This is a genomic window from Sinobaca sp. TMA16-18 (assembly GCF_059510535.1).
The window spans coordinates 350,461-375,443 of sequence record NZ_JCAKFM010000004.1; the positions used below are offsets into that span (position 1 = coordinate 350,461).

General features: G+C 47.0%; 25 protein-coding genes. 9 read left to right on the forward strand and 16 right to left on the reverse strand.

From position 1 onward, the window contains the following. Positions 1-216: 216 nt before the first annotated feature. The 6 genes from AC5W14_RS10095 to groES all read right to left on the reverse strand — a co-directional run bounded on the left by AC5W14_RS10095 (position 217) and on the right by groES (position 7,386). Entirely contained in the window at positions 217-1,890 is a 1,674-nt protein-coding gene (locus AC5W14_RS10095; protein ID WP_496194302.1) for a restriction endonuclease, read from the reverse strand. Between the two features lie 300 nt (positions 1,891-2,190). Then, the gene (locus tag AC5W14_RS10100; RefSeq protein ID WP_496194303.1) at positions 2,191-2,451 is read right to left on the reverse strand and encodes a hypothetical protein; all 261 of its coding nucleotides are present in this window, start codon (positions 2,449-2,451) and stop codon (positions 2,191-2,193) included. Between the two features lie 208 nt (positions 2,452-2,659). Then, positions 2,660-3,904 (reverse strand): MFS transporter, encoded by a 1,245-nt coding sequence (locus AC5W14_RS10105; RefSeq protein WP_496194304.1) that lies wholly within the window; start codon positions 3,902-3,904, stop codon positions 2,660-2,662. Between the two features lie 526 nt (positions 3,905-4,430). Then, complete coding sequence (locus tag AC5W14_RS10110) at positions 4,431-5,162, reverse strand: MerR family transcriptional regulator (RefSeq protein ID WP_496194305.1); 732 nt, start codon at positions 5,160-5,162, stop codon at positions 4,431-4,433. Positions 5,163-5,391: 229 nt separating this feature from the next. Continuing rightward, positions 5,392-7,032: a chaperonin GroEL gene (gene groL, locus AC5W14_RS10115; RefSeq protein ID WP_496060127.1), complete on the reverse strand. Its 1,641-nt coding sequence runs from the start codon at positions 7,030-7,032 to the stop codon at positions 5,392-5,394. Positions 7,033-7,101: 69 nt separating this feature from the next. Further along, positions 7,102-7,386: a co-chaperone GroES gene (groES, locus tag AC5W14_RS10120; RefSeq protein WP_496060126.1), complete on the reverse strand. Its 285-nt coding sequence runs from the start codon at positions 7,384-7,386 to the stop codon at positions 7,102-7,104. A 353-nt stretch (positions 7,387-7,739) separates the two neighbouring features. Between groES and AC5W14_RS10125 the strand changes: the two genes are divergently transcribed. Together AC5W14_RS10125 and AC5W14_RS10130 are read left to right on the forward strand one after the other, a co-directional pair. Continuing rightward, the gene (locus AC5W14_RS10125; RefSeq protein ID WP_496194306.1) at positions 7,740-8,459 is read left to right on the forward strand and encodes a CPBP family intramembrane glutamic endopeptidase; all 720 of its coding nucleotides are present in this window, start codon (positions 7,740-7,742) and stop codon (positions 8,457-8,459) included. Continuing rightward, positions 8,456-8,689, forward strand: coding sequence for a hypothetical protein (locus AC5W14_RS10130; protein WP_496060124.1), 234 nt, complete (start codon positions 8,456-8,458; stop codon positions 8,687-8,689). The genes AC5W14_RS10125 and AC5W14_RS10130 overlap by 4 nt, the downstream gene beginning before the upstream one ends. Before the next feature lie 150 nt (positions 8,690-8,839). Here AC5W14_RS10130 and AC5W14_RS10135 read toward each other — a convergent pair whose 3' ends face one another. From AC5W14_RS10135 to AC5W14_RS10145, 3 genes are all read right to left on the reverse strand, one after another. Then, on the reverse strand, positions 8,840-9,859 hold the full coding sequence (locus AC5W14_RS10135; protein ID WP_496194307.1) for a hypothetical protein: 1,020 nt from the start codon (positions 9,857-9,859) through the stop codon (positions 8,840-8,842). 271 nt (positions 9,860-10,130) lie between these two features. Continuing rightward, positions 10,131-10,913 carry an ABC transporter permease subunit gene (locus AC5W14_RS10140; RefSeq protein WP_496194308.1) on the reverse strand — a complete coding sequence of 261 codons (783 nt, stop codon included), beginning with the start codon at positions 10,911-10,913 and terminating at the stop codon, positions 10,131-10,133. A 2-nt stretch (positions 10,914-10,915) separates the two neighbouring features. Next, the gene (locus AC5W14_RS10145; protein ID WP_496194309.1) at positions 10,916-11,806 is read right to left on the reverse strand and encodes an ABC transporter ATP-binding protein; all 891 of its coding nucleotides are present in this window, start codon (positions 11,804-11,806) and stop codon (positions 10,916-10,918) included. Positions 11,807-11,954: 148 nt separating this feature from the next. Between AC5W14_RS10145 and AC5W14_RS10150 the strand changes: the two genes are divergently transcribed. Beyond that, on the forward strand, positions 11,955-12,518 hold the full coding sequence (locus AC5W14_RS10150; protein WP_496060120.1) for a TetR/AcrR family transcriptional regulator: 564 nt from the start codon (positions 11,955-11,957) through the stop codon (positions 12,516-12,518). A 59-nt stretch (positions 12,519-12,577) separates the two neighbouring features. Here the strand turns inward: AC5W14_RS10150 and tatC are convergent, their stop codons facing one another. Genes tatC through AC5W14_RS10165 form a run of 3 tightly spaced genes read right to left on the reverse strand, consistent with a single transcriptional unit; the run spans position 12,578 to position 14,278 of the window. Further along, positions 12,578-13,378, reverse strand: coding sequence for a twin-arginine translocase subunit TatC (tatC, locus tag AC5W14_RS10155; protein WP_496060485.1), 801 nt, complete (start codon positions 13,376-13,378; stop codon positions 12,578-12,580). 16 nt (positions 13,379-13,394) lie between these two features. Further along, positions 13,395-13,592 (reverse strand): twin-arginine translocase TatA/TatE family subunit, encoded by a 198-nt coding sequence (locus AC5W14_RS10160; RefSeq protein WP_252311138.1) that lies wholly within the window; start codon positions 13,590-13,592, stop codon positions 13,395-13,397. Between the two features lie 38 nt (positions 13,593-13,630). Beyond that, complete coding sequence (locus tag AC5W14_RS10165) at positions 13,631-14,278, reverse strand: redox-sensing transcriptional repressor Rex (RefSeq protein WP_496060118.1); 648 nt, start codon at positions 14,276-14,278, stop codon at positions 13,631-13,633. A 274-nt stretch (positions 14,279-14,552) separates the two neighbouring features. Between AC5W14_RS10165 and AC5W14_RS10170 the strand changes: the two genes are divergently transcribed. The 6 genes from AC5W14_RS10170 to AC5W14_RS10195 all read left to right on the forward strand — a co-directional run bounded on the left by AC5W14_RS10170 (position 14,553) and on the right by AC5W14_RS10195 (position 22,327). Continuing rightward, positions 14,553-16,493, forward strand: a complete 1,941-nt coding sequence (locus AC5W14_RS10170) for an ABC-F family ATP-binding cassette domain-containing protein (RefSeq protein ID WP_496194310.1) — start codon at positions 14,553-14,555, stop codon at positions 16,491-16,493. 348 nt (positions 16,494-16,841) lie between these two features. After that, positions 16,842-18,446, forward strand: coding sequence for an ATP-binding protein (locus AC5W14_RS10175; protein WP_496194311.1), 1,605 nt, complete (start codon positions 16,842-16,844; stop codon positions 18,444-18,446). Next, on the forward strand, positions 18,443-19,144 hold the full coding sequence (locus AC5W14_RS10180; protein WP_496060115.1) for a response regulator: 702 nt from the start codon (positions 18,443-18,445) through the stop codon (positions 19,142-19,144). Before AC5W14_RS10175 ends, AC5W14_RS10180 begins: the two co-directional genes overlap by 4 nt. Before the next feature lie 136 nt (positions 19,145-19,280). After that, positions 19,281-20,282: a tripartite tricarboxylate transporter substrate binding protein gene (locus AC5W14_RS10185; RefSeq protein WP_496194325.1), complete on the forward strand. Its 1,002-nt coding sequence runs from the start codon at positions 19,281-19,283 to the stop codon at positions 20,280-20,282. A gap of 74 nt (positions 20,283-20,356) precedes the next feature. Next, positions 20,357-20,815: a tripartite tricarboxylate transporter TctB family protein gene (locus AC5W14_RS10190; RefSeq protein ID WP_496060114.1), complete on the forward strand. Its 459-nt coding sequence runs from the start codon at positions 20,357-20,359 to the stop codon at positions 20,813-20,815. Between the two features lie 15 nt (positions 20,816-20,830). Further along, positions 20,831-22,327: a tripartite tricarboxylate transporter permease gene (locus tag AC5W14_RS10195; RefSeq protein ID WP_496194312.1), complete on the forward strand. Its 1,497-nt coding sequence runs from the start codon at positions 20,831-20,833 to the stop codon at positions 22,325-22,327. A 16-nt stretch (positions 22,328-22,343) separates the two neighbouring features. On the opposite strand, the gene tsaD is transcribed toward AC5W14_RS10195, so the two are convergent. From tsaD to tsaE, 4 genes are read right to left on the reverse strand one after another with little or no spacing between them, the layout of a single operon-like run. Beyond that, entirely contained in the window at positions 22,344-23,357 is a 1,014-nt protein-coding gene (gene tsaD, locus AC5W14_RS10200; RefSeq protein ID WP_496060483.1) for a tRNA (adenosine(37)-N6)-threonylcarbamoyltransferase complex transferase subunit TsaD, read from the reverse strand. Continuing rightward, positions 23,354-23,824, reverse strand: coding sequence for a ribosomal protein S18-alanine N-acetyltransferase (gene rimI / locus AC5W14_RS10205; RefSeq protein ID WP_496060112.1), 471 nt, complete (start codon positions 23,822-23,824; stop codon positions 23,354-23,356). Before rimI ends, tsaD begins: the two co-directional genes overlap by 4 nt. Further along, positions 23,821-24,525, reverse strand: coding sequence for a tRNA (adenosine(37)-N6)-threonylcarbamoyltransferase complex dimerization subunit type 1 TsaB (gene tsaB, locus AC5W14_RS10210; protein ID WP_496194313.1), 705 nt, complete (start codon positions 24,523-24,525; stop codon positions 23,821-23,823). The genes rimI and tsaB overlap by 4 nt, the downstream gene beginning before the upstream one ends. After that, complete coding sequence (tsaE, locus tag AC5W14_RS10215) at positions 24,522-24,983, reverse strand: tRNA (adenosine(37)-N6)-threonylcarbamoyltransferase complex ATPase subunit type 1 TsaE (protein WP_496060110.1); 462 nt, start codon at positions 24,981-24,983, stop codon at positions 24,522-24,524. The genes tsaB and tsaE overlap by 4 nt, the downstream gene beginning before the upstream one ends.

Here is a 24,983-nt window from a genome sequence, read left to right on the forward strand (position 1 = left end):
TTACAGAATCATTCCGTAAACATCATAACGTTATAATGTTTATATATGCATCATAGATAGTTTTCAAATAATTGTCAATTATTTAAATAATATTTTAATAGCAAGCATTAAAAAAAGAGCAAACCAAATTATTGGTTCACCCTTTTTTATTGAAAAGAAAGCCTTTAATATCTACATTACAGTTAGTTCTGTCATATTTCTAAATAATATATCTTTTTAAATTTCTTTTTCTTTTAGCTCTTTCTTTGCTTCTATCAAATCAATTTTTGCTTTATGGCCGTGTTTCTGAAGAAGATGAAGTAGGTTATTACCGTTTAATAAGGTCAATGGCTTGTCTTTAGCAAATGAATAAGCATCTGGTCCATAATCGGCGGTTGATACCAATATTCCTTTTGTAGCGCCTTCACTCATTACCGTTCCATAAAGATCGCGCACCGCTGATACACCAACCACATTCGTATATCGCTTTGCTTGAATAACCATTTTCCCTCCTCGTAATGGGTCTGGATCAAAAGCAACCGCATCTACACCACCATCTCTACTAGCTCTGGTTATCTTGACTTCTCCCCCGTTTTGATTGAATTCTCTTTCAAAAATTTCCCGAATTAAATTCTCGAAATCCTGCCAATCCATTGCAGCTATATTCATATTTTCATCAATACCTTCAGCTACTGCATAAGATGAGACAAATCTTGGATCCTCCCGATCTATTTTAATGATAGGTGCTATCGGAGCTAAGCTATGAAGCTTACTGCTTCCAATTCCTTTAAGGTTTTTAAAACAAAGCTTAGGATCCACCTGTCCAAGATTAATCTCTTCAAATTCTTCTTTTCCAGCTTGTACAGATAAAATACATGCGTTCACTTCTTTTCCAGTAGCTTTATCAATAGAATTGACCCATCCATTGAATATGACAGCTTCCAAGGCATCAATAGCATCTGCTTCAAACAGTTCGTGTAAAGAACGCAGAGTAATGTTATAAAGCAAAGTATCATACATTTTACTCTGTGCGGCAGAAGATAAGTGAGTATTTTTTAATTCATCTCGCGATTGAATATACTTAACTTCTTTTAATGTAGGTACATCTTCAGGAGAAGGAAGAGAATAGTCCACGATCATTATTTTTGTTACGGGATTATAATCAATATCAAACTTTTGAGGAAATTCATCCGGATACTCTGAGTTTGATAAAACCATATCGCAGTAATCAATTATTGCCACTGGATCTTTTAACAAATAATTCTCTTTCTGCTGCTCAATAGCTTCATTGGTTTCTTTTTGATATGATTCAAAAATTTCTTTTTCTTTATCCCATTCTTCCATACTATCTTTATATTGTTCGTGTCTTATTCTATTTTGTTTTTGTATCTTTTCTTTTTCCAGCTCCCAGTTTTTATGATCTTTTTGATATTTTTCTTCCATTTCCTTTTCCTTCTTTTCTTTCATAGAAGGAATCATTTTATCTAATAAGTTTAACTGGGGTTGATATATCTGCTCTTTTTTATTAGGTTCAGGTGGATAAGAGGCATCTGTGATCGCTTTTGGCCTTGGCTTGTCAAATTCTCTTGTATCCTTTAAATCATTCCAATTAATGGCATCATTCAGATCAAGTGTATGTATTAGCGTATTCTCAATATTTTTTAGCGCTTCTTCTGCTTCTTCGGTCTGCTGCAAAGCATATAATTTCTTATCTTCTTTTTCCTGTGCTTTTCTTTCTCTCGCTGCTCTTTTTTCTTCAGCATCTACTTTCTTTCTCCACATTTCCTCCCATTGATTCTGTTGAGCCTGTACTTTTTGTTCAACGACATGCCGTTCTCCCCCACGAATAACCCTATACTTATTCAGACCCTCATGTTTAATTTCTACTTCATATACATTTCTGTACGACATGAATTACCTCCTAGTTTTCTGCCTTCTTCTATGAAAACTTCCAGTGAAGTTCTAAAATTTGTTTCTTTAACCAAAAAACTATTCTTACTATTCACAAAATGCAGTCTTCTTCATTTTACCATTTCAACTGAGAGTGAATAAGATAAGATTTTAAATATTTCAAATTATTATTAGTTTTCTAACCATAAATTTTAATTTCTTCATTGCTACATTTGAATTGCATTGGCACAAACAAAAAAAGCTTCCCCCGGATTTACTAAACCTGGGGGAAGTTTTTATAGTCTTCTATATTTACCTTGTTTAAGGAGCGCTGTCCATCAAAAGGCTGCTTTCCTGCTCTGTGGCTTCTCTGCCTTTTTCCAAAAGCTCTTTTTCATTAATTTGATACATAGATGGCTTATTTTCCTTTGGCTCACCGTTCTGCACGGTAAATCCTTCTGCGTTGCTGTACCACAATCCGTTATCATCCTGTCGTACCTTTGTCTCAATCACTCGAAATAGTTCTACTAAACCTTTGGATGGGTAGGGCAATATATAATCATGTCCTTCTTTAATTTCCATGTGTAAACCTCCTTGATGTCGGTTAACTATTTGTATGGCTGCAAGAACCGTCTGACTTTCGAAACGATTTTTCCTAAAGAAAATCGCCTTACTGTCTATTCCCATATAAGCTTGTAAAAAAACACGCCAGCTTTTTTCCAGTCGGGCCGCTTCGTTCTTTTTTCCATGGATCACTCGGAATATAAGTACCCGCAGGCTTACCGAGGTTCTAGTATTCCGGCTTCATTTCCGCTTCCTGGACGTCTGAATAATCCCGTCGATATGATTTTCCCTTCCACAAAATAATCAACGCAATCACCAGGCCTGTAACGGCAAATGCCAACATGATGTTTTGAATATCAAACCCATTCGAAACAAACAGCGTAACCCCTGCATACGCAATAGGATCAAACCCATTCATGGCCAGAAAAATGACGCTCATCACACGTCCCATAATTCTTCCATCGATTTTTTCATGAACGGAGGAAAAGAAAGGAATGTAGACGAAAGTCATGAAAAACCCTATCAAGAAGGCAAGTCCCGCTAATACATAAAGGTTTGATACCTGGCTGAAGGTAACAGCCACCACGAGTATGGCAAGAAGTCCGATAATAGAGACAATGCCTCTTCGGGTTATTTTCACTGCTCCAATGATGACTGAACTCAGCAGCATTCCTACCCCTAATGACACCTCTATATAACTTAAATTAATCGGGGAGCCTCCATGTAAGTTAACAAGGATGGGAATACCGATCTGGATGGCGCCGAAAGCAAAGAAGTTCAGCGTAATCAGGACTAAAATGCCTGTCATTAAAAAGCTGCTCGATTTAATATAGGAAAACCCTTCCTGCAGGTCTTTTAAAGGGGTCTGTTTCACCGTATTTTCTACATCCCCTTCTTTTAGAAACGGAGGAAACATAAAGAAGGCAGATAAAAGGACCACGATGACAGCAGCCAAATAACCTGTTGTTACATTGGAAACTTCCATGACAGCCCCTGCTGAAATAGGACCTGCGATAATCCCAATCTGGCTGGCTCCCTGGTAAAAAGCGTTCGCCTGCTGAATCTGCGAATGCTGCACAATCTTCGGTATCAGAGACGCACTGGCCGGTCCCGAGAACGCGTCCAATGTTCCAAAAAGCATCCCAAACAGGACCAGGTACCACATAGACATAGTGTCCGTGCTGTTCAGCAGGAAAATAATGAATAAAAAGATGCCCTGGGCCAGGCTCGTACTAAACATAATGGTCGTTTTCTTAAATCTATCTGCAAGGACGCCGCCGAAAACCATCATAACTAATCGTGGTACCGTGATGGCGATAAGAACTATACCTAATGACTCAACAGATCCCAGTTCCGATATAACATACCAGGTGGTCGTCATGAAAAACATCGTATAGCCCATCACCGCCAGAAATCCGGCAATCAATATAAAAATAAACGTTCTGTTTCGAAATACAGATGGCTGTGCCACTATCATTCACCTCAATTTCTCTTAGTGAATTCAATAGTAGACTGTGACGTAACGTCCTCCGCAAGTGTTTAGGAAAAGTTTATTTAGTACTTGAGCTATATGTAAAACACGGCATAATAAATGTTCACAGGAAAAGGCACATAACGCTTTTAAATCAACGTTTGTGCCTTTTTAAACTGTCCCTAAACTTTTATATTCGGGAATGCTATTTACATTTATGGTATATTTTATTAAACACTTACTGCATTATTAGGAATAAATGAATGAGGAAGAAGGTCGACTTTATGGGGTTCTGGTATTTCCTTATATTGTTTATAGGCATCTTTTTAATTGTTACGGTTTTTCTCAAACGTTCCATGAATACGGTAAAAAAACTGCCTTTGTTTTTAGTAGGAACTTGTATGATTGCATTCTCTTTATTTATGTTCCAGGATGGCAGTGCAGAAATCGTAGATAGTTTATTAAAATCTTTTAATATCCATTTGTAAAACACTCTTAATCTCCTCTATTTAAAACTTTAACAGAGCTATTTATTTAACAACACCTCAAACGATTCGGTAAGAAATCGGACCATGTGCTCCGGCAGTAAGGACGTATATGGCTGCATTCGTTCGTGTAACTCTTCGTTCGCTTCCTCGTCCTCGGTCATCCACTCTTTTAAATAGCTGTTCCGCATCAACTCATCCAACTGCTCCTGCACGTGATCGTCATCAGGGGAATAACCATGGATGACGGCCTGATTAATAACTGTCAGTAACTGTAGCGAAAGCCTGTCTAATTCTTTTTGCTTTGATTTATCTGTTGGGAAGATGTTATCGACAACCGCTTTCGGGTAATACTCCTTGAATATATCTCGTTGAACGTCTTCAAAAAGCATGGAATTCATAAGCAGCATCAGGATCTCCGCATCCAGCTCTTCCTTTCGTTCGCTGTCTTTTACAGATTTAATCCGTTCAATCATTTCCAGCGATGCCTCAATATTGTCCTTTTTTCTTACTAATACTTTTTCCTGCACATCAATCATTTTTTCAAAAGAATAATCCGGCTCCTCAAACCGATCTTTAATTTCTTTTAAGGACAGCCCGAGGCTTTGTAATAGCCGGATATTGTGAAATATTTTAAACTCTGTAGTCGTATAAACGTTTTGCCCCTTCTCATTTTTTTCGGTCGGCACTAAGATACCCAGCTGCCGATAATGCCTTAACGTCCGTACCGTCGTATCAGCGATCTGTGCAAACCTGCTTATGGTTAATTCCATGGTTTATCTACTCCGATCTTTACTGAAAATATGGTTTTATTATAACAACTGGCGGAATGGAGCGTCTCCGGAACTTTGACTCTGATCCAGTTAGTAAAGGAATCAAAAAAACGCCCCGCCTGTTCAATGAACAAGTGGGACGCTCTTTTATCATGCTATTTAGTTGGAATATGCTGTGCATCATGCAATTCTTAAAAGCTGGACCCTTTTAAACGGGCTCCGGCTTTTATTACATCATGCCGCCCATTCCGCCCATGCCACCGCTCATGTCGGGCATGCCGCCGCCGTAGTCACTGCTGGACTCCGGCTTTTCTGCGATTACGGCCTCAGTTGTGAGGAACATCGCAGATACGGAAGATGCGTGCTGTAGTGCAGAACGGGTTACTTTTGTAGGGTCGACGATACCGGCCTCTACCATGTTTACCCATTCGTTGGTTGCGGCGTTAAAGCCGATGCCGATTTCTTCGTGCTTCATCTTCTCTACGATAACGGAGCCTTCAAGACCTGCGTTCAACGCGATCTGGCGAAGCGGCTCTTCTAGTGCACGAACCACGATGGATACGCCTGTTGCTTCGTCGCCTTCCGCTTCAATAGCGGCAACCGTCTTGTATACGTTCATAAGCGCTGTACCACCACCGGATACGATACCTTCTTCTACGGCTGCACGCGTAGAGTTCAAGGCGTCTTCGATGCGGAGCTTGCGCTCTTTCATTTCTGTTTCAGAAGCTGCTCCGACTTTCACGACAGCGACACCGCCGGAAAGCTTAGCGAGGCGCTCCTGAAGTTTTTCTTTATCAAATTCGGATGTTGTTTCTTCGATCTGGGATTTAATCTGGCTTACGCGGGCAGAAATCTGGTCCGGCTGGCCATTTCCTTCTACGATCGTTGTGTTGTCTTTGTCGATGGTAATCTTGTTGGCTCTACCAAGCATGTCTACTGTAGCCGTCTTCAGGTCAAGGCCTGTGTCGTCTGTGATAACCGTACCGCCTGTGAGCGTTGCGATGTCTTCAAGCATCGCTTTACGACGATCGCCGAATCCCGGTGCTTTAACTGCTACTGCGTTAAACGTGCCGCGGAGCTTGTTTACAACTAGTGTGGCAAGAGCTTCGCCTTCTACGTCTTCTGCAATAATCAGGATCGGACGGCTCTGCTGTACCACCTGCTCGAGTACCGGAAGCACTTCCTGAATGTTGGAGATCTTCTTGTCGGTAATCAGGATATACGGGTTATCAAGCTCAGCTGCCATTTTATCGGAATCCGTCACCATGTAAGGAGACGCATAGCCGCGGTCAAACTGCATACCTTCTACGACTTCAAGCTCGGTATCAAGTCCACGAGACTCTTCTACTGTGATAACGCCGTCGTTTCCAACGCGCTCCATTGCTTCCGCGATAATTTCGCCGACTTCTTCGGATGCAGAAGAAATAGCTGCTACCTGGGCGATGGACTCACGGCCTTCGATTGGCTTGGAAATCTTCTGTAGTTCATCTACAGCAAGCTTCGTTGCTTTCTCGATACCTTTGCGGATCCCCATTGGGTTCGCGCCGGACGTTACGTTCTTCAGGCCTTCCTGGATCATAGCCTGGGCAAGAACGGTAGCTGTAGTCGTACCGTCACCGGCGATGTCGTTTGTTTTGCTTGCTACTTCGGATACGAGCTGGGCGCCCATGTTCTCGAAGTTATCTTCTAATTCGATTTCTTTTGCGATCGTTACACCATCATTGGTGATAAGCGGGGAACCGAATTTTTTCTCGAGAACGACGTTGCGTCCTTTCGGTCCAAGCGTTACTTTTACTGCGTTAGCTAGTTCGTCGACACCGCGCAGCATCGAGCGGCGGGCGTCTTCGCGGAACTTAATATCTTTAGCCATTAATTGTACCCTCCTGAGTGCGTATTTGTTTCGTTTTGTGCTGCTTGTATACGTGCATTTAAAGAATGATTAGTTTACGACTGCTAGAACGTCGCTTTCACGGATGATTAAGTACTCCGTACCGTCAAACTTTACTTCTGTTCCGGAATATTTGGAATAAATTACTTTATCGCCTTCGTTTACTTCAAGCGGGCGTCTTTCTCCGTTGTCTTTTACTGCACCGGATCCAACCGCTACTACTTTGCCTTCCTGCGGCTTTTCCTGGGCAGATCCCGGCAGGACGATACCGCCTTTAGTTGTTTGTTCTGATTCGACTTGCTCAATAATAATACGGTCACCTAGTGGCTTTAACAAGGTAGAACCCTCCTTCAGAGTTATCGTAAAGTCACGGCAGCCTCAAAGTAACGGGCGCTGTTCTTTACTTTTTTCATTTTTAGCACTCGGATGCATTGAGTGCTAATCCACTTATTATATTAATCATTCTGCTTTTGTTTTGCAAGCCCTTCCCGCAAAAAAATTCTGTTTTGCGTGCCGGACCCTTTCTTCTTTTCCCGTCCTCCCTGATTTTTAATCTTATTTTCCCATCCGCTTCACAATTGTTTCACATGCTTTATCGTAAGGGATTTGCTGTCTGTTGTGGTACAATGACGGTTGGTACGGCGTAAAAGCCGCTGAACGACTTTACTTATGTTAAGGAGTGGACGTTATTGAATAAGCGATATTGGGCGATTCTGCTGACGTATATTCTTATGCAGCTCTCCGGTATTCTCGGCATTCCGCTGCTGCTTTCCACCGGAATGGATATCACACAGAGTATTGCTGTATGGAGTATCTTCAGCTTTGTCGCCGCCCTGCTAGTTATGCTTCTGCTATTAATACCGGAGCGCAGGGCAAAGCCTCACCCTAAATTAAAAAGAACGAGCGTCGGGGACGCGGTGCTGTGGAGCTTTCTTGGTATTCTGCTCGCCTTCGTCGCCCAGTACGTGGCGGTTATTGTTGAAACGGCGATTTTCAACGTTGAGCCCGGCTCGGAAAACACGCAGGAAATCGTGGAGATGGTCCAGATGGTGCCGGTCTTCGCTCTCGTCGTAGCCGTGGTCGGCCCGATATTGGAAGAACTTGTCTTCCGGAAGGTACTGTTCGGCGCGCTTTACCGCCGCATGAACTTCTTTTTCGCCGCGTTGATCAGCTCCGTCATTTTCGCAGCTGTTCATCTTGATTTCACCCATCTCTTGATTTACACCGCGGTCGGCTTTACATTTTCCTTCCTTTACGTGAAAACAGGCCGGATTCTCGTGCCGATTATTGCTCACGTCGCCATGAACGCTTTTGTAGTCGTGACTCAGGTCGTATTCGCCGATCAGCTGGAAGAAATTATCCGTGAAGCGGAACAGGCCGCATTGATTATTGGAGGATTGTTTTTATGATGTCACCGTTAACGATGTCGATGATTTACTACGGAATAGCCGGCGTCTGTATTTTCCTTGGCCTGCAGTTTGCCGGAGAATACGGCATGTGGAGCATCATGAGCATGGCGCTTGCTGCCATTGCGGCGTTCGACATTATGCTCGGACACCGCTTCTGGGTACTCCATAAGCGCATGAAAGCCGGAGAAAACCCGGAAAAAAAAGAGAACAACGACAAAAAGGACAAATAAAAAGGGCGCCCCGCGGGGTGCCCTTTTTATTCTGCATTCTGTGTTTCTTTTTCCAGCCGCTTCAACGCCGTTTCTGCCAGTATATAATCAAAGAAGTGGGCTTCCGTGGAAACCTGTTCCGCTTCGTGGACGTTCTCCAACGGTNCCTTTTTATTCTGCATTCTGTGTTTCTTTTTCCAGCCGCTTCAACGCCGTTTCTGCCAGTATATAATCAAAGAAGTGGGCTTCCGTGGAAACCTGTTCCGCTTCGTGGACGTTCTCCAACGGTTCTTTCCAGTCGGCCGCTTTCTCCACGTCTCCTTTATCCAGAAAATGCATCATAATCAAGGCATACACCGCCGGCGCTTCGTACGCGACCGATTCTTCCATCGTCTCCCGGTCGTACCGGCCCATCAGCCTGCCGTTCGTGTCATACGCTTCATACAGCCAGTTTTCCAGAGGCTGCACGTCCCCGGTGACCGTTTCCATCTGCTGCATGATCAGGACCTGGTCAATCAGGTTCACTTCGCCTTCCGTATAAAACTCTTTTTCCTCATCTTTTACATTATACCGCTCGTAGTAGTACACGCTGTCGTCCAGCGCGGCCCGCGTGACGCCTTCCAGAGAAGCACCGTCCCATCCGAAGCTCTCCCAGGCGGCAGCATAAAAGTAGCTGAAATGAACTTCCTGGGAAAGGGAGTCGGACGGCCAGTCGTAAAAGTCGTGCCATTCGCCCGCCTCATACTGGTAGTGATACACCGCCCGCTGAATGGATTCGGAGAGCTCATTATATGACTCTTCTTCGAACAGCTCAGCCCCCCGCTGCAGCGCATACGCAATCCGGACATCGTCAATCAGTGCGTTAACGGAGATGTCATCTTCTACTTTCCATTTGATAAGCGTTCCTTCATCCAGTTCTTCCGTAAACTCGGACAACCTCTCCACTTCGTCAGCGAAAGCGCGCTCGTCTTCAATCACAAGCAGATAGTCCAAATACAGGCCGATCGATTCGGAAAGGTATTCCGTGTTCCCTTCCCCGTCCGGATAATTGGCGATCAGCCCATTGTCTCCCCGGTACCTTTCATCTACCACACCCACCGTTTCATCCTCCTCCCTGTTCAATTGAAGCAGCCAGGTCACTGCCAGGCCGATGCTTAAGACGATAATTGCTGCGATTATCCATTTTTTCATCAAGACTCCCCTTTAAAACGTATTGTTTTGTCTGGAAAATGACGGGCTTCCTGGTTGGGCGGCAAAGCAGAAAAAGGCTTTTGTCAGAAGGGCGAAAAAACAGCCGGGCATACGTAAAATACATAATGGCTTCTACCATCTGCATACTCAAAATTTGGCTAGTATTTACAATATATCTCATAAATAAGACAATTAAAAGGGAAATCACTGCTTTACAGACGTACACTCTTTTCATATACGGGCGGCTTCCCGGGCATCATAATGTCTATCGTTATACCGGCAGATCTTTTCGTTTAAAAACGAACATTCCTACTAAATACAAAATAAGAGTTAACCCGGCAAGTATGAGTAGCTGAGCCCCATAGCTTCCACTTTGAATAATGGCATTGGAATCATAGAGAGTAATAATAGTAATATTTTTAATACCTTCGAGACTTTCACTCATTCCGGAAAGCATATCCGCAGCAAAGAAAAAAACCGACAGTCCTCCACCAAGTGCCAGGGATTGGCTTGAACGGTTAAACAAACAAGAGGCCAAAAAAGTTATTCCACTGATTGCTAAATTTAATAATAAACAACCCAGGGTTAACATGAAGAATTTCTCTACAGGCAGTTCGCCAGGCTGAACCAGCTCTGCCAACCCGTACCCTGTTAAAAACACTAATCCAAACAATACTACTAGTGAAGACACAAAAAAGATGATACTTGTAAAAGTGTACTCGGTTCTTGTGATAGGAGCTGACAGATAATAAGCCATGCTGCCTTTGTCTACTTTTTCTGCTATCAGCTTGTTTCCGATAATAACCGAATAAATCATGGCAAAAATGAGAGCAAAATTCCCAAAATATTGATTGGCCACAAACGCGATTAAGGTGGTTATATCGCCTAACGGGTTAACAGGAGAACCTGTATTCACCCGCGCAATTTCATTCATGGTTTCCGGAGTAAAAACACTCATTATGATCCCAATTAATAACGAAAGAACTCCTGCAATGATGAAAAACACTTTTGCATTCGATTTTATTAAGTGAATAAACAGAGATTTATTCAGCATGGTCATGATTCTCCTTTATAAAAATTCATAAAATATTCTTCGAGTGAATACGTCATTTCACGAATGTATATCAAATCTCTTTTCGAAAGCGCACGTATCAGCTCGTTTATTTGAATGTCTTCTACCTCTATCATCATCTGCAGATTTTCTTTACGAGCTTCTTTAACAACAAAATTTTCCTTCTGAATAGATTCAAAATCCTGAAAGTCGTGAAACGCTATTTTAAATAAAGTGGTTTTATCACGATTTTTAAAAGCTTTAAAATCCTGAGCGTTTAATTCCGAAATCAACCTACCTTGTTTTATCATTGTGATTCTATCGCAGGTTTCCTGAATCTCTTCAAATAAATGAGAAGACATAAGAATACTTTTCCCCTTTTGTTTTTCCTGATGAATTAGTTTTACAAAGGTTGACTGCATAAGAGGATCAAGCCCCGTTGTTGGTTCGTCCAGAATGAGAATGTGCGGATCATGCATAAATGCACATACAATCCCCACCTTTTGTTTCGTGCCCTTGGACATTCGTTTTATTAATACAGAGGGGTCTAAGTCGAACATTTCTATTAACTGTTCAGATTTTTTCATATTACGAAGGTTCCGCATATTAGCAGCATGCTGTATGAGCTGTCTACCTGTCAGATTTTCAGGGAAAGCAATTTCTGCCGGAAGATAACCGAGATGTTTTTGAATCTTTTTCGAGTCATTCCAGCAATCCAACTGCAAAATAGCAGAATTACCGTACTGCGGTTTAATAAATCCCAATAGATGACGGATCATGGTTGTTTTCCCCGCCCCATTCGGCCCTATAAAGCCACAGATTTCCCCTTCTTCGATCTGTAATGAAACATCAAAAATACCTTTATTTTCTCCATAATCTTTTGTAAGGTGCTGCACATTTATTACTGTCATTTAAAACCACTCCACCCATATTTATTTATCCAACAACATGTCGTATGATATAAGTGTATGATGTAAAAATATATCCATCAACCGACATTTTTACCTCACCTGTCGGATTTTGAGACATTATAGGAGGAAGAGGATGAAAAAAAATTCAGCAGTCACCACACAAACAAAACAATATTTAATAGATGCTTTTTGGGAACTATACTGCACTAAACGGATAGAAAAAATAACAATTAAAGAAGTTACCACAAGAGCAGGATATAACCGGTCTACATTTTATGAATACTTTACCGATGTTTACGAGGTCCTCGAGGAAATAGAAAGCACATTAATTTCTAAGCTGCAGGAGATTCCCATTCAACAGCTGTCTTTACCGGATGAACCGCTCCCTTTTCAAGCAATTGTCAGCATTTATTCACAACACAGTAAGTATCTTATGGTACTTCTGGGAGATCATGGCGACCCGGCCTTTCAAGGCAGAATTAAAGCCGGCATGAAGCCCATCATAAAAGAAACCCTGGCTGCCCGGGGCGTGAAAGAAAGTTTTGAGCTGGACTATACCTTGGAATATGCTTTATCCGCCATGATAGGTGTACTAAGTTACTGGTTTAATCAAGAAGAGGCGCCATCTATCGAAAAATTAATGGAATGGTTAGAGGAACTTTCCAGTGACGGGGTGATGAGAAAGTTAATAAAGTGATTTAACTTTCTTTGCCCATTTTCAAGTTATGCAAAAAAAAACACCCTTTCGGATGTTTTTTACGCTTTATTCTTTTTATCGATTTCTTCCTGCAGGCGCTTTTGTTCTTCGAGCGCCCATTCTTCCATGCGTTGTTTTTCGGCTTTCTGTACTTTCTTGTACGTCGACCTGGAAATAATAATGCTTACTTCATAAAGCAGCAGGAGCGGCACGGTGACCATCAGATGCGAGACGATCTCCGGCGGCGTAATAAAGCCGGCGACAACCAGCAGCACGAAGTATGCGTACTTCCGCACCGTGCGCAGCCAGGCGGGCGTAATCAGGCCGAGGCGCGTCAGAAACATGACGACGACCGGCAGTTGAAACAACAGCCCGAACGGGAGCGTGAGCTGGAACAAAAACGAGAAGTAATCGTTCACGCCGTACTGCTCCGTCAGGCCGAGCCGCTCGGTAAGCGAGCTTAAAAAACGGAGCACGTTTGGAAACAGGATAAAGTAGGCAAAAGCGAGCCCCCCGAAAAACAGGAGCGTCGCGATCGGAATGTACGACAAGGTTGCTTTCCGCTCATTTTCCAGAAGCCCCGGAGCGACAAACGCCCAGAGCTGGTGCAGCAATAGCGGAAACACAAGTATCAGGCCGATGACAAACGCGAAGTTCATGTAGAGCATCACGGGATCGGTCAGGCTGAAGACGTTCATCGGAAAATCTTCCGCTGCCGGGATGTTCTGCAGGTGTTCAATCACGCGCGGTGCAATAATCAGGCCGATAATCATAGCCGCAAGAAAAACGCTGCCGACCAGGATGATTCTCCTTCTCAGCTCCCCGAGGTGGTCATACAGCGTCATCTCTTCTTCTATAATAGGCGGTTGGTTCGGATTACTTGGTTTCACCGGTTTTTGGTTCGGATTTCTTTGGCTTTTCTTCATCGTCATCATCTGCCAGCCCCTTGGTTGCGTACTTAAATTCTCTCAAGGTGTTGCCCGCTGCCTTTCCAAGCTCCGGCAGCTTCTTTGGGCCGAATATAAGCAGTGCTACTATCGCTATCAATGCAAGACTTCCTGGACCTATTGGCATGTTACAGCCTCCCTTTTTAAAGTAAATCGGATACGTGCTTACGTGTCGAGCGGGTAATTCCGTAAAAAGTAGACGAGTGTCTGCAGTTCAATCGATAAATCAATATGGTGCACCCTTATGTAAGGCGGCAGGGACAGCCGGGCAGGCGTGAAGTTCAGAATGCCTTTGATGCCGGCATCCACAATCTTTTCGGCAGTGGACTGGGCAAATTCAGCGGGCACAGTCAAAATGGCCACGCTTGGCTGCTCGTCGTCCGGTGCCTTTTCCGAAAGCTTGTCCAGATGGAAAATTTCCACTCCGCCTACTTCGTTTCCGACGATATTGTCATTTACGTCAAAGGCGGAGACGATACGCGTGTTGTCGCTTCTGGAAAAATTATAACGCAGAAGTGCCGTGCCGAGGTTCCCGACGCCAACGAGGCAGACGTTAGTCCGCTCGTCCTGGTCCAGGGTTTTCCGGAAAAAGGACAGCAGGTAGGATACGTTGTAGCCGTATCCCTTCTTGCCGAGCGCGCCGAAGTAGGAAAAATCCCGGCGGATCGTCGCCGAATCCACTTTCACCGCTTCGCTTAATTCCGTGGAAGACACCCTGGTTTTTCCGGAGGCATGCAGGTTTTCAAGAAATCGGTAATACAGCGGCAGGCGCTTCGCTGTAGCCTGTGGTATTTTTTGCTGGTCTGTATTCATTAGAAAGCCTCCAAAGGTCGCTGCCTGTTTCAATCGCTCTCAGGCATTGTTTGTATCGGGATCTCCCGGTATACACAGCATACCTGTTATCTGGGAGAAAGACGAACAGAAGGATTTCTGTTTGCGCTTTCTTTATTTATTGTACACCATTCGGCCACGTATTGTCATATGAATATAAAGGAAATGACGCGCCTTTCTGTTTCCTGAACAATCGCCTTTTCCCGCGAAATACGCTAAACTAAAAGATGAGACTTGTATAAAAGGATGGTTCTTAATGATCGTACTGCAGTGTATAGATATAACAAAGTCATTTGGTGCAGACACGATTCTGCAAAATATAAAAATGGACATAAAAGCCAAGGAACGCGTGGCCCTGATCGGCCGAAACGGCGCCGGGAAATCCACGCTTTTAAAAATCATTACCGGAGAGCTGCCAAGTGATTCCGGCCAGGTCGTCGTTCCAAAAGACGTATCGATCGGCTATCTCGACCAGCACAGCGGACTCGACACCGACCGCTCGATCTGGGAAGAAATGCTGACGGTATTTACCGCACTCCGCAAAATGGAAAAAGACCTCCGCGGACTTGAAGAAAAAATGTCGGACCCCTCCCTTCTCGAACAGCCGGCCGCCTACGAAAAGGTGCTGAGCGAATATGACTCCATGCAGCACACCTTTAAAGAACGCGGCGGCTATCAGTTTGAAGCCGACATCCGCGGGATTCTTTCCGGGCTCCGCTTCGGGGCCTTTGACTACGAGACCCCGATTAACGTATTGAGCGGCGGGCAGAAAACCCGTCTGGCTCTTGCCAAGCTGCTGCTCTCCAAACCGGCGCTTTTGATTCTCGACGAGCCGACCAACCACCTGGATATTGATACGCTCCGCTGGCTCGAGCAGTATTTGTCCGGCTATGACGGCGCGGTCCTGATCGTTTCCCATGACCGCTATTTTCTCGATAAAATTGTCCAGAAGGTGTATGAGATTGCCTGGAACAAAGCTTCTTTATACCAGGGCAACTACAGCTACTATATAGATGAAAAAGCGCTCCGCTATGAGCAGGAGCTGAAAACCTTTGAAAAGCAGCAAAAGGAAATTGCGGAGCTCGAAGACTTTGTGCAGCGCAATATTGCCCGCGCCTCCACCACCAAACGGGCGCAGAGCCGCCGCAAAAAGCTGGAAAAAATGGATCGTGCCGGACGTCCGGACGGTGACCGCAAATCAGCTTCATTTTCTTTTGCCATTGATAAAGAAAGCGGCAACGACGTACTGATGATCGATAACGTCACCATCGGCTACCCGGGAGCGGAACCGATCATTAAAAACTTAAGCCTGAACGTAAAAAAAGGCGAAAGCGTAGCCCTCATCGGCCAAAACGGCGTCGGCAAATCCACGCTCTTGAAAGCCCTGAAAGGAGACCTTCCCCTGCAGGGCGGCACGATCCGCCTCGGGAGCAAAGTGAAAATCGGCTACTATGACCAGGAACAGGCGGACTTGAACACAAATAAAGACGTGCTTCATGAACTATGGGATGACTATCCCCAGACGGTGGAAAAAGAGATCCGCACCGTCCTCGGCAACTTCCTGTTTACCCAGGAGGACGTAATGAAAAAGGTGTACGACCTGAGCGGCGGCGAAAAAGCCCGGCTCGCCCTGGCCAAACTGATGATGCAGAAGCCAAACGTTCTGTTATTTGATGAGCCGACCAACCACCTCGATCTCGACAGCAAGGAAGTGCTCGAAAGCGCGCTGATTGACTATCCGGGAACGCTCGTCTTCGTTTCCCACGACCGCTACTTCCTGAACCGGATGGCAACCCGGATTGTGGAACTGTCCCCGGGCGGCCTCCGCGACTACATCGGCGATTACGATTACTTTATTGCCCGCGTCGAGGATGAAAAGGAGCGCGAAGCGATACGCCGCGAAGAAGCGGCTGAGACGGCTCCCGCCGCAGTCGGTGCGCCCGAAATCAAGAACAGCTTTCAGCAGGACAAAGAGGCGAAGAAACACGAACGCCGCCGCCTGCGCCAGATTGAAACGATTGAAGCTTCCATTGCAGAGATCGAATCCGAGATCGAAGCACACGAGCAGCAGCTTCTGGAGCCCGATGTGTACAGTGACCATGAAAAAGCCGCTTCCATCCAGGCGTCTTCCCAGAAGCTGAAAACGACCCTCGACCAGCAGATGGACGAATGGGAAATGCTGCAGGAGGACGAGTAACCTTTTACCGGAATACGAAATAATAGGCATGCCGCTTGCAGGATTAATTTCGCTGTCAAGCGGTTCTTTTTTTGAAATTCATACTTATACACACTATCCACAGAGTTGTACACATATTCCCCGGCTTTCTATCCAGCCTTCACATGGTTATCCACAAATTTACCGAGTTATCAACAGATTTGCAATCAACAGGTTAATTCCTTTTATATCAGTACTTTCCGCTGTTTTTCTGAATATTTAAAGAAGACTTATCAACAGACGTCCCTGCTTTTCCCGAAGCTGCTTGACGTTATCCCCATTTCCCCGTATTCTTAAGAAAATGTAAGCGATTTAAAAGGGGAAGTTGCTGTGAAAATAACAATTCGGACGAAAATCATTTTCCTGGTATCCGGCATTATTGCCTTTGTTACAATTCTTTTGTCCGGAAGCTATGCCTTTATGGAAATGCATGATATCGAAAGCACGCTCGGCGATAAAGCACTCAGCACCGCAACGTATGTAGCAGCATCCCCTGTCGTGCGGGATGCTTTTTCTGCGGAGGATCCCTCCGAGGTGCTGCAGCCCTATGCCGAAGAAATCCGCGAGCAGTCTGGTGCGGAATTTGTCGTGATCGGCAATACCGAAGGCATCCGCTATGCCCACCCGGATGAGTGGCAGATTGGCGAAAGCATGGTCGGCGGCGACAACGACCGGGCGCTGCTGGAGGGTGAGGCCTATATTTCCAGAGCCACCGGCACCCGGGGGCCGTCGCTTCGCGGAAAAACGCCGGTCCGTGACCAGAATGGCAATATTATCGGCATTATTTCCGTTGGCTTCTTAATCGAAGATCTGCAGGCGGCTGTCTTCCGGCGGATTGCTCTTTTAGCCGGCATCGCTCTACTGGCTGTGGCCTGCGGGGTGATCGGCAGCATTATACTTTCCCGCAGCATCAAAAAGGATATGTACGGCCTCGAGCCCTATCAGATTGCCAACATGTACTCGGAGCGTGACGGGATTTTAAAAGCCATCCGGGAAGGCATTATTGCCATTGATACCGAGGGCCGCGTCACACTGATGAACCAGTCGGCCGCTGCCATGCTTGGCGTTTACGGCACAGTCGAAGGGCGGCATATCAGGGAGCTTCTCCCCGCTTCGAATATGGAGCGGGTGCTCGAGAGCCTGGAGCCGGAATACAACCAGGAGATACAGCTCGAAGACACCACTTTGATTGTTAACCGGGAGCCCATTTATAAAAAAGGAGTAATCGCCGGCGTCGTCTCCAGCTTCCGCGACAAAACGGAAATGATGCAGATGGCCAACACCCTCTCTGACATCCAGCGCTACTCCGACGATCTGCGCTCCCAGAACCATGAATTTATGAACAAACTCTATGCCCTGTCCGGCTACCTGCATCTCGGCAAAAACCGCGAGGCCCTGCAGATGATCGATGAGGAGACGAACTTGCAAAAGCAGCAGGCCTCTGTCGTATTCGGTCAGATTCTCGATCCGACCATCCAGGCTATTTTATCCGGGAAAAGCGGCCGCGCCTCTGAAATGAAAGTGGTTTTCCGTGTGGAAGAAGACAGCCAGCTCGACGTGCTTCCCTCTTCCATCGGCAAAGTACAAATGGTCTCCGTACTCGGAAACCTGATCGACAACGCGCTCGAAGCGGCCGGACAGCACAGTACGAAGCCGGAAGTCCGCTTTTTTGTCACCGATATCGGCAACGACATCATATTCGAAATCAGCGATAACGGTCCCGGACTTGCCGATTCGTTCGAGAAACTCCTGGAAAAAGGCGTTTCCACGAAATCCGGGGCGAAAAAACGCGGCTACGGCCTGTCCGTGATCCAGCATACCGTTCATGAACTGCACGGCATGCTGGAGTATACATCCAGTGAAGAAGATGGCACCGTTTTTTCCGTCTATATCCCTAAACACCAGCACACTGAGAAAAAGGAGGACATCTCATGATTATGACCGCCATTGCAGAAGATGATTTTCGCATTGCCCAGATTCACCAGGAAATCGTTGACGGCCTCGAAGGCTTTGAATGCCGGGCGAAAGCCGCCAGCGCCGCTGAATTGCTTGATCTGCTCCGCACTTATGATATTAAGCTTCTTCTGCTTGATGTATATATGCCGGACAGCATGGGAGTCGACCTGCTTCATACGATCCGCGGGGAATATCCGGAGGTGGACGTGATTATTATTTCAGCCTCCACGAACACTGAACATATAAAAAAAGCATTCCGCTACGGCGTGTTTGACTACATTATTAAACCGGGCTCCCTCGACCGCCTGCAGGAAACGCTGCAGAGATACAAAACGTTTCATCACAGCGTCTCCGGCGTTCCCGAAATGTCACAGAAAGAAATCGATGAATGGTACAGCGGTACGGCCCCGGTACCGCCGGAAACCCCTGCTCCCGCTTACATTTACGGCGAAGAGCCGCTGCCAAAAGGCATTGATGCACTGACGCTCCGCACCGTCCAGGAGCGCCTGACAGAAATGGCCGAAGGGATCACCGCCGAAGAAATGGGAAAGCACCTTGGGGCTTCCCGGACGACAGCCAGACGGTATTTGGAATTTTTGATTTCAGTTAATAAAGGCGAGGCAAAGCCGATTTACGGCATTGTCGGCCGCCCGGAGCGCCGGTACTTCAGCCGGTAGCTCTTTTTTTGTGCACAAAATGAACAAAACCCCCGCTTTTGTTTTTAATAGAACTTATTTTGTAAACGGTTACATTTGTAATCGTTTTCTTTATGCTTAGGCTATTCAATCAAAGGGGGTCATTATTTTGAAACATATGAAATTAGCAGCTTTTGGACTTGTCTCTGCCGTCACGTTATCGGCCTGTGGCTCAGGCAGCGAATCATCCGGCGGGGAAGGCGGCGGCTGGGAGCCGGAACAGTCCATTGAAATGGTAGCTCCGTCCGGCGCGGGCGGCGGCTGGGACACAACCGCACGGATGGCTGCAGAAGGTTTTGAAACAGAGGGCATTCTCGATGAAGGCATGGGTGTTGTAAACAAAGAAGGCGGCGGCGGTTCGGTCGGCTGGTCCTATATTCAAGGGAAAAGCGAAAATCCGCATCACTTGTTTGTCGCCTCTCCTCCCCTTCTGCTGATTCCGCTGAACGGTCAGTCCGATGTCGGCTACGAAGACTTTACGCCGCTTGCGAACATGATTTCCGATTACGGCGCGTTTGCCGTACGCGATGATGCTGAATGGGAAGATTTAAATGAACTATTTGAAGATATGAAAGATGATCCGGAAGGCATTACCGTTATCGGCGAGTCCTCGCCGGGCAGTATGGACCACATGCAGTTTGTTAAAATTGCTGCGGCCGCAGGCGTTGATCCAAAATCCGTTAAATACGTATCGGCTCAGGATGGCAGCACGATGACAAACCTCTTAAACGGAAATGCGGACGTGTACTCCACCGGCGTTACCGAAACCATTGAACAGGTTCGCGCAGGCGAAATCCGCGTGCTTGGTATCACTGCCGAAGAGCGGATGAGCGGAGACGTGATTGAAGACTTTCCGACTGCTGTTGAGCAGGGAATCGATGAAACGTTCGTGAACTGGAGAGGATTCTTCGGCCCGCCGAACATGACAGACGAGCAGGTCGCGTACTACGAAGAGAAATTCCAGGAGCTGAACGACTCCGAGTTCTGGGCGGATACCCGCGAAAAGTATGGCTGGGAAGAAGCATACATGAACAGTGAAGAGTACGGAGCTTTTCTTGAAGAAGAGAGTGCTTCCATGCAGGAACTGCTTGATGACGTCGGCCTTTACAACCAGGAGTAAATAAAGCACAGGCAGAAAAGGTGTCCTGCTGAAAGCCGGCACCTTTTCTTTTCTATACGAAAGGAGAGCATCTTATGCTGAAAGCACCGCACCGGAAAGTCAGCCTTGTCCTGATGGCGATTGCCGCCTACTATTTGTACCTGGCATTTCAGCTTCCCAGTTTTATGAATTCGATTATTGATTCCGATACGCTTCCTAAAGCGCTGGGGATTCTGCTGATTGTGCTCAGCCTGATTTTATTTTTCATGCCGGATAGTGAAACACCGGAGCAGAAAGAAAAACGCAACATCCCCAAAAATGATGTATTCATGCTGATCGGCACGTTTCTCATGATTCTTGTGTATATCTTTTTTCTGGAAATACTCGGATTTATTCTCGTTTCTATTATTTTTATTTTTCTGTGCAGCCGGTTTCTCGGATACAAAAAGCATGTCACCAACGCGATTGTGGCCGTGCTGTTTCCCGTTACGCTGTATCTCATCTTTACACAACTACTGGGTATCTCCCTTCCTTCCGGGATTCTGCCTATTTAGAAAGGAGCATGCAGCATGGGTAATTTTGAAGGTATATTAAGTGGGCTTCAGCTCGCTCTTAGTGTAGAAGGTATTATGTTTGTATTTCTCGGCGTACTGGCCGGAACCTTTATCGGAATGATGCCGGGTCTCGGTCCTATCAGCGCCATCGCCATTATGATTCCCTTAACGTACAGCATGGACCCGACCATTGCGCTCGTCCTGATGGCAGGTGTGTATTACGGAGCCGTATTCGGGGGATCAACCTCTTCCATCCTCCTGAACGCTCCCGGAATTGCCGGGACGGTAGCCACTTCTTTTGACGGCTACCCCATGGCCCAGAAAGGGCAGGCTGGAAAAGCCCTGGCCATTGCCGCCATTGCCTCATTTACCGGCGGCACCATCAGCGTCGTTCTGTTAATGCTTTTCGCACCGATTCTCTCCAGTGTGGCCATTGTGTTTGGACCGCCGGAGTACTTTGCACTGATGATTTTAGGTCTGACCGCTATATCGAGCCTGTCGGACGGTTCGACTGTAAAAGCACTGATTGCTGCTGTTGTCGGCATTATGGCCGTCACGATCGGCATTGACAGCCAGACCGGCACGGCGCGCTTTACCTTTAATAATCCGAATCTGCTTGAAGGCATTGATTTTCTCGTCGTCGCACTCGGCCTGTTCGCTTTAGCCGAGATCTGCAACCTGATTATTAACCGGAAAGACAAATTAAAAGGCAACGAAAACATCGGCAGCCTGAAGTTATCCAAAAGCGACTACAAAGAAATGGCCGGCCCGATGACACGGCAGTCTTTTCTTGGATTTATACTAGGCGTGCTTCCCGGCGCCGGTGCCACCATCGCTTCGTTTATCGGCTACATTACGGAAAAGAAAATTGCGAAGAATCCGGAAGAATGGGGCAAAGGTGCTGTAAAAGGCATCGCAGCTCCGGAAACGGCAAATAACGCGGCTACAAGCGGTGCGTTCGTTCCGCTTCTCAGCCTCGGTATTCCAGGCTCCGGTACGACCGCCGTACTGCTTGGCGCCCTGCTCGTTCTCGACGTCCAGCCCGGCCCGCTTCTCATTACCGACCGTCCGGAATTGTTCTGGGGCGTAATTATCAGCATGTACGTCGGCAATATCTTTCTGCTCGTATTGAACCTGCCGCTGATTCCCTATATTGCGAAGGTGCTTGCCATTCCAAGGCCGCTTCTGATTTCTTTAGTTATTATGTTCAGCATGATCGGCGTGTACTCCATCAGCTTTAATACGTTTGATCTTTACATGCTGCTAGCGTTTGGCGTGCTCGGGTATTTCATGAGACTGTTCTCTTTCCCGGCCGCTCCGCTGATTCTCGCCTTTATTCTCGGCGGGATGATGGAAAATTCATTCCGTCAGTCCATGACGATCGCCAACAACGACTTATCGATTTTCTTCACGCGCCCGATCGCAGTCAGCCTTCTCGCTGTCGCAATGCTCGCATTTGCCGTGCCGCTCTGGCAGGCTGTGCGCAGCCGTAGAAAAGCAAAAACGTCATAAAAAAAGCCCGGTCTGCTTATGTTAAAGCAAGACCGGGTTTTCCGTTCAGATCCCAATCGGCAAGGTTCTGTTTGTTCCATTCTATATAAGCGGCCGCTCCGATCATCGCGGCGTTATCCGTGCACAGTTCAATCGGTGGTATCGTCCAGTCGATGTCCGAGCCGGCGAATGTTTCTTTGATTGCGGCGCGCAGGCCTTTATTTGCAGCCACGCCGCCTGCGGTAATCACCTGTTTGACGTCATAAGCCAGGGCGGCGCGCTTTGTTTTTTCCACGAGCACTTCTACCACACTCTGCTGGAAACTCGCCGCCACGTCGGCTGCGTTAAATGGGGTGCCGCGCTGTTCTGCATTGTGCTTTGTGTTAATGACCGATGACTTCAGCCCACTGAAGCTGAAATCATACGAATCCGATTCGAGCCAGGCAATCGGAAGCTTTACCGTCGGCTCTCCTGTTGCAGCGAGCCGTTCCAGGTGAGGGCCTCCCGGGTAAGGAAGGCCTAACGTGCGCGCTACTTTGTCATAGGCTTCCCCTGCGGCATCATCCCGTGTCTCTCCGATTACTTCCATGTGGCCCGGCTCTTTCATGTAGACGAGCTCTGTATGGCCTCCTGAGACAACGAGTGCCATCGCCGGATAAAGAATTGGCTTAACCAGTTCTGCTGCCTGAATATGGCCTGCGATATGATGAACCGGGATCAGCGGCAGGCCGTGGGCAAACGCCGCCGCCTTGGCCGCACTGATTCCGACAAGCAGGGCACCGACAAGTCCCGGACCTTCCGTTACCGCAATCGCTGTCAGCTGGGAAAAAGGAAGCTCGGCTTCCAGCATCGCCTGCTCCATCACCTGCGTAATGATTTCCGTATGGTGGCGTGAGGCTATTTCCGGCACAACTCCGCCAAACCGCTTATGACTGTCCATCTGCGAGGCAACGACGCTGGAAATAATTTCGCTGCCATTTTTCACAACCGAGGCTGCGGTTTCATCACAGCTCGTTTCAATAGCAAGGATGACTACATCTTCTTTTATCATTGCCAGTACCGCTCCTTCAGGTTCACCCACATAACCAGCGCGTCCTCCTGATTATCGGTGTAATAATTTTTGCGGATCCCGCCCGCTTCGAATCCGTATTTCCGGTACAGATTCTGGGCGAGGTGGTTGCTTGTGCGTACTTCAAGCGTCATCGTAAGCGCCCCATAGGTCAGGGACAGCTCCAGCACGTGCCGCATCAGTGCATCGCCTATGCCAAGTCCTCTTTTCGATTGATGAACCGCTATATTTGTAATATGGGCTTCGTCCATGATGATCCAGACACCGCAGTATCCTACAATCTCACCCTCGTATTCCGCTACCAGATAATAGGCAAATTGATTTAACAGCACTTCATTTTCAAACGCTTCTTTTGTCCACGGGACGGAAAAAGCATCTACTTCTACCTTATAAACGCCGTTGACGTCGTCTGCGGTCATGAGGCGGACCGTCGTCTGTTTCTCTATCATGGCCGGCTGCCGCCTCCTGCCTCCAGCCATTTTTTCTCTGCTTCTGCCAGCTGGGCATATTCCGGTACGAGCTCATGGGCGTGCACAGCAAGCTCCTCGTGTTGTGCCGCTGCTGCGGCCAAAGAGGAGGCACGCGGCACAGCCTGTTCGGCTGAAGCAAACTGAACATCCGCGCGGGCAGCAAGCACCCGGTCTTTATGTTTGTCCGCTTCTTCCCCAATTAACAGCACCGGTCCCTCCAGCGCCTCCAGCTTCTCAAGCCAGGCCGGCACATCAAGTACGCCGTCCGGCTCCACCCGGCGGCACACGCCGTTTTCGGAAAAATATATGCCGGTGTAGACGTGATCTCTTCTTGCATCAATAAACGGCACGATCCATCCGCTGAACAGTTTCGCCTGTTCAGCAAGCAGATGCAGACTCGAAATACCGTACACCGGAATCTGCAGCGACCAGGCAAGCGTTTTGGCTGTCGTTACTGCAATCCGCACCCCGGTATAAGAACCGGGTCCTTTGGCTGCTGCGATTGCATCCAGGTCCCCGGCCTTTACCCCGGTTTCCTTCAGAAGGGAATCAATCGCCGGCATCAGCCGCTGGGAATGGGTCTGCTTTAAAAAAGTCGTATACTCTCCAACCGTTCTTCCGTTAACCGAAACGGAGGCACTCATCGTTGATGTGGTTGTCGTAAAAGACAATATATTCATTCTGCCTTACGCTCCTCTATCCAATTCAGCCAGCTTCCGCTTTCCGCTGAAAAATGTATAATACGTTTGTCATCTCCGGCATACTCGATTGTAACCTGCAGCCGATCCGGGGCGTCCAGCCAGCCTTCAATCCGCTCCGGCCACTCAATCAGCGAGACGCCCTCTCCTTCAATGTACTCTTCCAGGCCGAGCTCTTCGCTTTCCTCTTCAAGCCGGTACACGTCCAGGTGATAAAAAGGAAGACGCCCCATATATTCTTTCATAATCGTATAGGTCGGACTATTTACATTGCCCGTCACACCGAGACCGACTGCCAGTCCTTTGGCAAAATGGGTTTTCCCTGTGCCTAAATCGCCGGACAGCGTGATCACGTCACCTGCCCGGGCCAGCCGGCCAATCTCTTCGGCCCGCTTCATCGTATCGTCGGGAGAGACTGTCGTTATTTGAAAGGCTGCCAT

What these genes read in the sequence shown, in the direction of transcription:
- AC5W14_RS10095 (WP_496194302.1), bottom strand. Translation starts at nt 1,890, where the DNA reads ATGTCGTACAGAAATGTATATGAAGTAGAAATTAAACATGAGGGTCTG.
- AC5W14_RS10100 (WP_496194303.1), bottom strand. Translation starts at nt 2,451, where the DNA reads ATGGAAATTAAAGAAGGACATGATTATATATTGCCCTACCCATCCAAA.
- AC5W14_RS10110 (WP_496194305.1), bottom strand. Translation starts at nt 5,162, where the DNA reads ATGGAATTAACCATAAGCAGGTTTGCACAGATCGCTGATACGACGGTA.
- groL (WP_496060127.1), bottom strand. Translation starts at nt 7,032, where the DNA reads ATGGCTAAAGATATTAAGTTCCGCGAAGACGCCCGCCGCTCGATGCTG.
- AC5W14_RS10130 (WP_496060124.1), top strand. Translation starts at nt 8,456, where the DNA reads ATGATGTCACCGTTAACGATGTCGATGATTTACTACGGAATAGCCGGC.
- AC5W14_RS10135 (WP_496194307.1), bottom strand. Translation starts at nt 9,859, where the DNA reads ATGAAAAAATGGATAATCGCAGCAATTATCGTCTTAAGCATCGGCCTG.
- AC5W14_RS10140 (WP_496194308.1), bottom strand. Translation starts at nt 10,913, where the DNA reads ATGCTGAATAAATCTCTGTTTATTCACTTAATAAAATCGAATGCAAAA.
- AC5W14_RS10150 (WP_496060120.1), top strand. Translation starts at nt 11,955, where the DNA reads ATGAAAAAAAATTCAGCAGTCACCACACAAACAAAACAATATTTAATA.
- AC5W14_RS10160 (WP_252311138.1), bottom strand. Translation starts at nt 13,592, where the DNA reads ATGCCAATAGGTCCAGGAAGTCTTGCATTGATAGCGATAGTAGCACTG.
- AC5W14_RS10165 (WP_496060118.1), bottom strand. Translation starts at nt 14,278, where the DNA reads ATGAATACAGACCAGCAAAAAATACCACAGGCTACAGCGAAGCGCCTG.
- AC5W14_RS10170 (WP_496194310.1), top strand. Translation starts at nt 14,553, where the DNA reads ATGATCGTACTGCAGTGTATAGATATAACAAAGTCATTTGGTGCAGAC.
- AC5W14_RS10180 (WP_496060115.1), top strand. Translation starts at nt 18,443, where the DNA reads ATGATTATGACCGCCATTGCAGAAGATGATTTTCGCATTGCCCAGATT.
- AC5W14_RS10185 (WP_496194325.1), top strand. Translation starts at nt 19,281, where the DNA reads ATGAAATTAGCAGCTTTTGGACTTGTCTCTGCCGTCACGTTATCGGCC.
- AC5W14_RS10190 (WP_496060114.1), top strand. Translation starts at nt 20,357, where the DNA reads ATGCTGAAAGCACCGCACCGGAAAGTCAGCCTTGTCCTGATGGCGATT.
- AC5W14_RS10195 (WP_496194312.1), top strand. Translation starts at nt 20,831, where the DNA reads ATGGGTAATTTTGAAGGTATATTAAGTGGGCTTCAGCTCGCTCTTAGT.
- tsaD (WP_496060483.1), bottom strand. Translation starts at nt 23,357, where the DNA reads ATGATAAAAGAAGATGTAGTCATCCTTGCTATTGAAACGAGCTGTGAT.
- rimI (WP_496060112.1), bottom strand. Translation starts at nt 23,824, where the DNA reads ATGATAGAGAAACAGACGACGGTCCGCCTCATGACCGCAGACGACGTC.
- tsaB (WP_496194313.1), bottom strand. Translation starts at nt 24,525, where the DNA reads ATGAATATATTGTCTTTTACGACAACCACATCAACGATGAGTGCCTCC.
- tsaE (WP_496060110.1), bottom strand. Translation starts at nt 24,983, where the DNA reads ATGGCAGCCTTTCAAATAACGACAGTCTCTCCCGACGATACGATGAAG.